Raw genomic sequence first — 8,860 nt, forward strand, 5'->3', positions numbered from 1 at the left:
CTATATCGTGCCGAAACTGGCGGCCAGTGTGCCCATGATCAGCGCCCAGCCATCGACCAGAACGAACAGCATGATCTTGAACGGCAGGGAAATGATCAAAGGCGAGAGCATCATCATGCCCATGGCCATGAGGATACTGGCCACCACCATGTCGATGATCAGGAAGGGGATGAAGATCATGAAGCCGATCTGGAAAGCGGTCTTCAGCTCCGAAGTGACGAAGGCCGGCACCAGGATGGTCAAGGGCACGTCCTCGACACCGTTGAGGTCGGTGCGCTTGGACAGGCGCACGAACAACGCCAGGTCGCTTTCGCGGGTCTGCGCCAGCATGAAATCGCGTATCGGCCCCTCGGCACGGCTCAGCGCCTCCTGGGCGACGATCTCTTCGTTGAGATAAGGCTGCAGGGCGTTGGTGTTTATCCGGTCGAACACCGGCGCCATGATGAACAGGGTGAGAAACAGCGCCAGGCCGACCAGAATCTGGTTCGACGGCGTGCTCTGCAGCCCCAGCGCCTGGCGCAGGATGGAGAAGACGATGATGATGCGGGTGAAGCTGGTCATCAGCATGACGAACGCCGGGATGAAGCTCAGCGCCGTCATGATCAGCAGAATCTGCAGGCTGACCGAATACTCCTGCTGCCCCTCGGCATCGGTGGACAGGGTGATGGCCGGGATCGACAGCGGACTGTTGCCTGACTGGATCAGCGAACCCGCGCCAGGCGGATCCGCGGCGAACGCCAGCGAAGCGGCCAGGCTCAACACCAGCACCAGCAAGAAACGCAGCATCAGGACTTGTCCTTCTGATCCTTGCCCAGCAGCTCCATCAGGCGCTGGGCGAATTCCGGGGTGGCAGGCTCGGCATCGGCCAGGTGCACCGGCTCCTTGAGCACGTGCAAGGGGGTGATGCGCCCTGCCGACAGGCCCAGCAGGATCTGCTCACCGCCCACCTGCACCAGCACCAGACGATCACGCGGGCCCAGGGGCTGGGTGGCCAGCAGCTTGATCACCTGGCCAGTGCGCGGCGTCAGTTGCTGCACGCGGCGCAGCAACCAGGCCAGGGCGAAGATCAGGCCGATCACCAGCAACAGGCCCAGGAGCATCTGCCCCAGTTGCCCGGCCAGTTCCCCGCCCGCCGAAGGCATGGCCTTGGCCGCGGGCTCGGCGGCCTGTGCCACCCAGGGCAGGCACAGCAGCAACGCGAGTAGGCGGCCCATGGTCAGCGCAGCTTCTTGATGCGTTCGCTGGGGCTGATCACATCGGTCAGGCGAATACCGAACTTCTCGTTGACCACCACCACCTCGCCATGGGCGATCAGGGTGCCGTTGACCAGCACGTCGAGCGGCTCGCCGGCCAGGCGATCCAGCTCGATCACCGAGCCCTGGTTGAGCTGCAGCAGGTTGCGGATGGTGATGTCGGTGTTACCCACCTCCATGGAAATGGACACCGGGATGTCCAGAATCACGTCCAGGTTTGGCCCTTCCAGGTTGACCGGCAGGTGGCTGGTGGGCGGTGCGCTGCCGAACTCCTCCATGGGCGCACGGGGCGCTTGCGGCTTGGCGGCCTCCTGCGACTCTTTCGGCTCCTGCGCCGCGAGCATGGCATCGATGTCCTCTTGGCCGGCATCGCCGGCTTCGGCCAGGGCCGCCGCCCACTCGTCGGCCAGCGCCTGCTCTTCGGGGGAAGTGTTTTCTTCGTCTGCCATGGTAGTTCCTCGCCTGGCTCCTGAATCTGTTTGAAATCTGTCGGGGGTCAGGCCGGTCTATGCAGACCGGCCTGAGAAACCGCGCCCATCAGCGCGGTCGTTCGATCGGTTCCAGCACCTGCAGGGCCAGATTGCCACGATGGGCGCCCAGCTTGACCTTGAAGGTGGGCACGCCATTGGCACGCATGATGATGTTGTCCGCCATGTCCACCGGGATCACGTCACCGGGCTGCATGTGCAGGATGTCGCGCAGCTTCAACTGACGTCGCGCCACGGTGGCCCCCAGCGGCACGCTGACGTCGAGGATGTCCTCGCGCAGCGCCTTGATCCAGCGCTCGTCCTGAGCGTCGACGTCGGACTGGAAACCGGCGTCGAGCATCTCGCGGATCGGCTCGATCATCGAATAGGGCATGGTGACGTGCAGATCGCCACCGCCGCCGTCCAGCTCGATGTGGAAGGTGGACACCACCACCACCTCGCTGGGGCTGACGATGTTGGCCAGCGCCGGGTTGACCTCGGAGTTGACGTACTCGAAGTTGATGTCCATGACCGCGTGCCAGGCCTCGCGCAGGTCGACGAAGGCCTGGTCGAGCACCATGCGCACCACGCGCAGCTCGGTGGGGGTGAACTCGCGCCCCTCGATCTTGGCGTGGCGGCCGTCGCCACCGAAGAAGTTGTCCACCAGCTTGAACACCAGCTTGGCGTCGAGAATGAACAGGCCGGTGCCACGCAGCGGCTTCATCTTCACCAGGTTGAGGCTGGTGGGCACGTACAGCGAGTGCACGTACTCGCCGAACTTCATCACCTGCACGCCGCCGACGGCGACATCGGCCGAGCGACGCAGCAGGTTGAACATGCTGATGCGGGTGTAGCGGGCGAAACGTTCGTTGATCATCTCCAGAGTCGGCATGCGCCCACGGACGATGCGATCCTGGCTGGTCAGGTCGTACTGTTTGACGCTGCCCGGTTCGGCTGCATCCTCGGTATCGACCAGGCCGTCATCCACACCGTGGAGTAGCGCGTCGATCTCGTCCTGGGAAAGCAGATCCTGAACGGCCATGATGACTCCCGCTTACTGCAATACGAAATTGGTGAACAGCACCTGTTCGACCACGGTGCTGCCGGTTTCCTTCTGCGCCACTTCCTGCACGCTGGCCAGAGCCTGCTGCAGCAGCATCTCCTTGCCCAGCGGCGTTTGCAGGGCCTTGAAGTCCTGGCCGGACAGCAGCATCACCAGGCGGTTGCGCAGCACCGGCACATTACCCTTGAGCTTCTCCATGCCGGCGGCATCGCGTCCCATCAGGGCCATGCTCACCTGCAGATAGCGGGTGCGCCCATCGACGTTGTAGTTCACCACGAACGCCGGCTGCAGATCCTGATAGATCGCCGGCTTGTGCACCGGCTCAGCGGCGGCAGCCGCTTCCTCATGCGCGGGCTCCTCGGCCTTCTTGTCCTTGCTCAGGAAGAACCAGGTACCCCCGATGGAAAGGCCAACGGCCAGCAGCAGAACCACGACGATGAGAATGATGAGCTTGAGCTTGCTCTTGCCGCCGGGTTGCCCGTCCTCGGCGGGTGCTGCTTCTTTCTTAGCCATGCCAATAATCCGTCGCTATCGAGGTTCTTTCTGCAATCAATGGGTTGGGAGCAAGTGTTATGCCAGCCTGTGAGGCCTGTTGTCCAACCTTGGGCTGCGGATTTAACAGCGCCAGCGGCCTGCTGTCATCCAAAATGCATGCGCCCGAGTGATCTTGCGAACACTCGGGCGCTTGTCAGTTTAGGGGTTGTTGTCGCTTCGCGCACGGCCGCGACGGAGTCAGTTCTTGCGTGGGGCCAGGCGCGAGACGCGAAGCTTGGTCGTCCAAAAGAGCCATCGAGTAACGACGCACCACGCAAAAACTGGGGTTCTTCGCGGGATCTCGGGGAAGTCAGCATTGACACTGGGCTGGCAAGTTTGTGTGGTGTTTGGTGTTCTGGACGCCGCTTCGGCTTGTTCAGATATTCCGGGTTTCGCCCCCTCGGGCGACTCACTTTTCTTTGAACTGCGCAAAGAAAAGTAAGCAAAAGAAACGCACCCCCGCCATCCGGGTCTCGCTTCGCTCGACTTCCCTCACTCCGGCACTGCTCCGGGGTCGGCTTACAAGGGCCATCCCTGGCCCTTTAAGCCTCTCGCGGCATCCATGCCGCTCGCCCCCTGCGCAATGCCTACGCTCGGCCTCCTGAAGGGGAGTTAGCGCGCCTGAACCTACATTGGCTCCGGGCATGCCCGGCGTGTTCTGGTGGCCGTGGAGCCGCGATTTGGCTGTCAAATTAAACCAATAGTTTCATTCGTGTAGGGCGTACTCGCGAAGCAGTACGCCGTTGGTAGGAGTATTGAACGTGAGCCGTGGTGCCGAACTGGACATGGCCCGGCGGACTGTTCGCTGGCGCTCCTGAGTCCGCCCTACGGCTGACCTCATGTTCAAGCACTCCGCGCTAATTCTGGGTTACCGCAGGTTCAGGCGCGTGCAGAGCCCGCCCAGGAGGGCGAACGGAATCGTCGTGGAAGAGGTTGAGCGGCATGGATGCCGCGAAAGCCACGATGGGCCATGGATGGCCCACCGTGGCGGGCCTCTGGAGCGGCGATGGAGTGAGCGAACCCTCGCGCAGCGAGGGCCGGATGACCGGGCGGAGGGTTTTGGTTACTTTTGCCCGTCAAAAGTGACTCGCCCGGGAGGGCGAAACCAGAGACATCAACAAAAACGTGGCAACCCGGAACAAGCACCCGAACAAGCACCCGAACAAGCAACAACTCACACAAACTTGCCAGTCCGGTGTCAACCAGGCATTCCCCTGAAAGTGCGATGAACCAAAACTGGCCCGTACCTTCGGGTTGCGCGACGACGGCTCCCTGCAGCCATGTGATCCAGCCGGCAGGGGCCGCCTGGCCTTCAGGCGTAGTAGTCCACCAGCCCGCGGCCCATGCTCGTACGCTCGCTACGGATCTCGTGCGGCACGCCTGAGATCAGTTCGTCACCGCCGCCCATCAGGCCGTCACCCCGCCGCGCCCCTGAACGTTCGTCGCCTTGCGCCTGCCCTTGCCAGCCACGGTTGAGCGACTGGTCGGAGACGTTGGCGTCTGCCAGGTTCATGCCCTGCTGGGCGAACATGTCGCGCAGGCGATGCATCTGCCCTTCCAGGGTTTCCCTCACAGCCGCGTTAGGGCTGGCGAAGGTCACCTGAGCGGCGTCCTGAGACATGTGCACGCGCACCTCGAGACGCCCGAGATCGGCAGGGTCGAGCTGGATCTCCGCCGACTTGAGGTTCTGGCTGGACATCCACATCACCTTGTCCACCACCGCTTCGCTCCAGCCGCCCTGGTTCATCGCCACCGGCTGACCGGGCACCACCGGCACGCGCGTGGCCACCCCGCTCTGCTGATTGATCGCCTGGGTCAGCGCCGAGAGCTTGCTGACGAACTGATCCGGGCGATTGGGCTGGGCGCTCTCCTTGAGGCTTTCCAGCAGATCGCTGGCGCTCTTCTCGAGACCGATATCCAGGGCCGGCTCTTCGCCCTCGGGGCTCGCCTCGGTCTGCTTGCCCATGCTTGCCATGGCCGCCGCGAAGTCCGTGCTGCTGGTCGTGCGCATGGCCTTGGTCTGGGCATCGGGTTGCGCCGTCGCCTGCGTCTTGGCCTGCTCTTCCAGTTGCGGTTGCAGGCGGGCCATGGCATCGAGCGTCTCGCCATCGGTTTCGGACTCGGCGGCGGCCTGGGCGCTGATGTCGGTGCTCACCTTGGCATCCTTGACGCCATCGATCAGCAAGGTGGGCAAGGCATCGCCTTCTGCGTCCGGCGTGGGCAATGGCTCTTCGGTGGGCTGCGGCGCCGTGCCGGTGAGGGCCATGGCCAGCAACGGGTCGAGCGTCTCCTTCGACTCGTCCTCGGCCGGCAAGGTCTTGCCGTCGGCGGCAACCTCGGGCTGCTCGGCATCGCTGGCGTTTGCCGGTTCAGCCTCATCCTTGCTGGATGGCGCGCGCGCATCGGAGGACTTTCTGGCCTCGACGTTGCGCTCGCCGGCTTGCGTCTGGCGCTCCTTGGCATACACCTTGTCGAAGCTGGAAGGCTCGTTCTTGCTGGGCTCCGGCGCTCGCGCCGGGGGCTTGGCTCTGTTCTTTACCTCAGGCGCAGCCTGCAGGAGTGGATCGGGCATCACAGGCATGGACGCTCTCCGTCTGTTGGGTCGTGACGGTATCAGAGCAAAGGACGGGCCAACTGCGCATGGACAGGCGAACACGGGCCTCTCGGCCGCTTCGATCAGGGGCGATAACGCTGACGTTCGCTCTTGAGCAGGATGCGCACGATGGCGAATTCACGCTCGATCTGCTCGATCAGCTCCGGCGCCAGTTCCAGCGCCTCGCGCCGGCCGGCATCTTCGAGCTGCTTGCACAGCCCCGCCAGCATGGGCGCGCCCATATTGCTGCAGCTTCCCTTGAAGCTATGGGCAGCCAGACGCAATGCCTGGGCATCGGCCCGCTGCTCGGCCTGATGAATCAGGCGCAGGCGCTCTTCGGAGTCGACCACGAAGGTATCGAGCAACGAGGGATATTCGCCTTCCATGATGTCTTGCAGGGACGCAAGCACCGCGTCATCTAGATGAATATCGGACACTACTGAGTCACTCCATGAACGACAGCCCGGCGGATTATGCCTCAGCGACCCAGCAAAACTCCACGCTGATCCCCTGCCGATCCCAGTAGCAGACATCACTCAACTCGCGCACCAGTGCCAGACCACGCCCACATAGCGCGGAATCCGCAGTCGCTGGCGGCTGCATGTCAGGCAAACCCGCGCCACTGTCCTCGACCCGCACGATCAGGCGCCCACCACCATCCTGCGGGCACAACTGCAGGTGGAAACGCACATACCCCTCCTGCAGTTGCGCCAGGCGCAGGCGGCGCTCGCGGTAGTACTCGGCAAAACCGCTGGCGTCACGCTTGAGCGCCGAATCCAGGCCCATCACGCCATGCTCCAGGGCGTTGGAATACAGCTCGGTCAGCACCGTATAGATTTCTCCACCGCGCGGCCGTAGCGCCTGCACTTCCATCAGCAGTTGCAACAGGTAGGGCAATGGGTTGGAGTGACGCAGGCTCTGCGCGCGGAACTCGAAGCTGGCCGACCAGTTCAGCGGGCTGCTCTGCCCGGCATCGGCAAAGGCCAGCGAGTGCGGCCGCGCCTCGTCCTCGTCAAGACCGACCTGCAGCATGCTGAGGTCATCACGTTGCTCACCGCGGAAGGCGGCCAGGGCCTCCTGAATTTCCTCGAACAGGGCATCAGGCTGCTGGTTGGCCTCAAGCACCCCGAGCAAACGGCTTTCACCGAACAGTTGCCCTTGGCGATCACTGGCCTCCAGCACACCATCGGTAAGCAGGAAGATGCGATCGTCCGGCTGTAGCGGATACACCTCGCAGCGGTCGATGAAAGCCGCAGGCTCGAGAATGCCCAGCGGCAAGTGGCGGGATGCCAGCACCTGATGCGGCCGCCCATCGCCATGCAGCAGGTAACCGTCGGGCAGACCGCCGTTCCACACCTCCAGCATCCTGCGCTGGCTACCGATATGCAGCAGCGTGGCGCAACAGAACACACCGACAGGCAGGATGCGCTTGAGCTTGGCGTTGATCTCGCGGAGTACTTCAGCCAGGGCATGGCCCTTGGCCGTCATGCCATAGAACACCTCGGCCAGCGGCATGGCGCCGATAGCGGCCGGCAGCCCATGCCCGGTGAAATCGCCGAGCATCACATGCATGCCCCCGGAGGGCGTATAGGCGGCCAGCAGCAGGTCGCCATTGAACAGCGCATAAGGCGATTGCAGATAGCGGATATTGGGGGCGTTGAGGCAACCGGCATGGGCCACGCGGTCGAAGACTGCCTTGGCCACGCGCTGCTCATGCAGGAGCTGCTCGTTGTGCCTGGCGATCATGTCGCGTTGCTCCAGCACGGTGGCCTGCAGCCGTCGCAGACGATCCATGGCCTTGATCTTGGCCTCGAGAATCACCCGGTTGTAAGGCTTGGCGAGAAAGTCGTCGCCGCCCGCCTCCAGGCAACGCACCAGAGCCTCGTTCTCGGTCAGCGAGGTGAGGAAGATGATCGGCACCAGCGCATCGCCGGCCTGCTGCTTGATCCGCCGCGCCGCCTCGAAGCCGTCCATCATCGGCATCAGCGCATCCATCAACACCAGTTGCGGACGCTCCTGCTCGAACAACGCCACGGCTTCCAGACCGTTGCTGGCAGTAAGCACGCGATGCCCCTGGCGACTGATGATGGTCGACAGCAACATGCGATCGGCCGCGTTGTCCTCGGCGATCAGGATGGACAGGCGCTCGGCCATGTTCAGCCGATCTGGAACAGTTGCTCGAAATTGGAGATGGCGAGGATCTTGCGCACGTCGCCGCTGCAGTTGAGCAGGCGGATCTGCGCCGAGTCGCCACCGGCGTGATCGCGCAACAACAGCAGCATGCCGAGCGCGGAACTATCGAGGTAGCTGGTTTCCTTCAGATCCACCAGATAACGCTTGGGCGTGATGCTGACGCGCTCGTAGGCATCGCGAAACTCCTGATGCGAAGCGAAATCGAAACGCCCGCGAATGGTGATGGTCAGCTCCTGGCCGTCGGCCGATGCTTGCGAGGTAATGCTCATACCGGGTTCCTTATCACAAAACTGTTCTCAGCTTAGCCGGTTTATCGGTTGGAGAGGATGACAGGCAAGCGTTTTGTTTGACAGCCCCCAGGCCTCGCAGCGCGAACGTAGGTAACGACTGCATGGATGCAGGAAGCCCGAGCCGAGACAGGCCAGACCATACCGATGGTGGCCCCGCAAAAACAGCCGCAACGACCAGCGGGCGTAACAGCCGAAGGCTGGCCCGAAGGGCGAACGCAGTGAGTCAAAAAAGCACTGGGCCCCGCACTCGGGTTTAGGTGCTGTAAATGAGCATTGTTGAGGTTCTTCGCGGAATTTCGGGAAGTCAGTCTTGTTGCCGGACTGGCAAGTTTGTGTAAGCGTGCTGTTATTTTCGGTTTTCAGGCTGCTTATCGGTGTTTTGCTGATGTTTCCCGTTTCGCCCCCCGGCGACCTTCTTTTGTCAAACGCCACAAAAGAAGGCAAAAAGGCTTGGCCCCGCCATCCGG

At 62.9% G+C, this 8,860-nt stretch carries 9 protein-coding genes; all 9 read right to left on the minus strand.

What is annotated here, in order from left to right:
* The 9 genes from fliP to ACSVIK_RS19325 all read right to left on the minus strand — a co-directional run bounded on the left by fliP (position 1) and on the right by ACSVIK_RS19325 (position 8,372).
* A complete protein-coding gene (gene fliP, locus ACSVIK_RS19285; protein ID WP_442445833.1) occupies positions 1 to 786 on the minus strand; it encodes a flagellar type III secretion system pore protein FliP in 786 nt (261 codons plus the stop codon).
* Complete coding sequence (fliO, locus tag ACSVIK_RS19290) at positions 786 to 1,142, minus strand: flagellar biosynthetic protein FliO (RefSeq protein WP_442445841.1); 357 nt, start codon at positions 1,140 to 1,142, stop codon at positions 786 to 788. The genes fliP and fliO overlap by 1 nt, the downstream gene beginning before the upstream one ends.
* 74 nt (positions 1,143 to 1,216) lie before the next feature.
* Positions 1,217 to 1,702 (minus strand): flagellar motor switch protein FliN, encoded by a 486-nt coding sequence (gene fliN / locus ACSVIK_RS19295; RefSeq protein ID WP_442445834.1) that lies wholly within the window; start codon positions 1,700 to 1,702, stop codon positions 1,217 to 1,219.
* 88 nt (positions 1,703 to 1,790) lie between these two features.
* Entirely contained in the window at positions 1,791 to 2,762 is a 972-nt protein-coding gene (fliM, locus tag ACSVIK_RS19300; protein WP_442445835.1) for a flagellar motor switch protein FliM, read from the minus strand.
* A 12-nt stretch (positions 2,763 to 2,774) separates the two neighbouring features.
* Complete coding sequence (gene fliL / locus ACSVIK_RS19305; protein WP_442445836.1) at positions 2,775 to 3,296, minus strand: flagellar basal body-associated protein FliL; 522 nt, start codon at positions 3,294 to 3,296, stop codon at positions 2,775 to 2,777.
* 1,333 nt (positions 3,297 to 4,629) lie between these two features.
* Entirely contained in the window at positions 4,630 to 5,898 is a 1,269-nt protein-coding gene (locus tag ACSVIK_RS19310; protein WP_442445837.1) for a flagellar hook-length control protein FliK, read from the minus strand.
* A gap of 95 nt (positions 5,899 to 5,993) precedes the next feature.
* Positions 5,994 to 6,347 carry an Hpt domain-containing protein gene (locus ACSVIK_RS19315; RefSeq protein ID WP_442445838.1) on the minus strand — a complete coding sequence of 118 codons (354 nt, stop codon included), beginning with the start codon at positions 6,345 to 6,347 and terminating at the stop codon, positions 5,994 to 5,996.
* A 34-nt stretch (positions 6,348 to 6,381) separates the two neighbouring features.
* Positions 6,382 to 8,064, minus strand: a complete 1,683-nt coding sequence (locus ACSVIK_RS19320) for a SpoIIE family protein phosphatase (protein WP_442445839.1) — start codon at positions 8,062 to 8,064, stop codon at positions 6,382 to 6,384.
* Positions 8,065 to 8,066: 2 nt separating this feature from the next.
* The gene (locus tag ACSVIK_RS19325) at positions 8,067 to 8,372 is read right to left on the minus strand and encodes an STAS domain-containing protein (RefSeq protein ID WP_268178252.1); all 306 of its coding nucleotides are present in this window, start codon (positions 8,370 to 8,372) and stop codon (positions 8,067 to 8,069) included.
* Between the last annotated feature and the right edge of the window lie 488 nt (positions 8,373 to 8,860).

This window comes from Pseudomonas sp. NCHU5216 (assembly GCF_052156495.1).
In the GTDB taxonomy this organism is placed as follows: domain Bacteria; phylum Pseudomonadota; class Gammaproteobacteria; order Pseudomonadales; family Pseudomonadaceae; genus Aquipseudomonas.

Bases quoted from the DNA above. Each gene is read 5' to 3' on its own strand.
- fliL (WP_442445836.1), bottom strand. From the start codon at position 3,296: ATGGCTAAGAAAGAAGCAGCACCCGCCGAGGACGGGCAACCCGGCGGC.
- fliO (WP_442445841.1), bottom strand. From the start codon at position 1,142: ATGCCTTCGGCGGGCGGGGAACTGGCCGGGCAACTGGGGCAGATGCTC.
- fliP (WP_442445833.1), bottom strand. From the start codon at position 786: ATGCTGCGTTTCTTGCTGGTGCTGGTGTTGAGCCTGGCCGCTTCGCTG.
- ACSVIK_RS19310 (WP_442445837.1), bottom strand. From the start codon at position 5,898: ATGCCTGTGATGCCCGATCCACTCCTGCAGGCTGCGCCTGAGGTAAAG.
- ACSVIK_RS19325 (WP_268178252.1), bottom strand. From the start codon at position 8,372: ATGAGCATTACCTCGCAAGCATCGGCCGACGGCCAGGAGCTGACCATC.
- fliM (WP_442445835.1), bottom strand. From the start codon at position 2,762: ATGGCCGTTCAGGATCTGCTTTCCCAGGACGAGATCGACGCGCTACTC.
- ACSVIK_RS19320 (WP_442445839.1), bottom strand. From the start codon at position 8,064: ATGGCCGAGCGCCTGTCCATCCTGATCGCCGAGGACAACGCGGCCGAT.
- fliN (WP_442445834.1), bottom strand. From the start codon at position 1,702: ATGGCAGACGAAGAAAACACTTCCCCCGAAGAGCAGGCGCTGGCCGAC.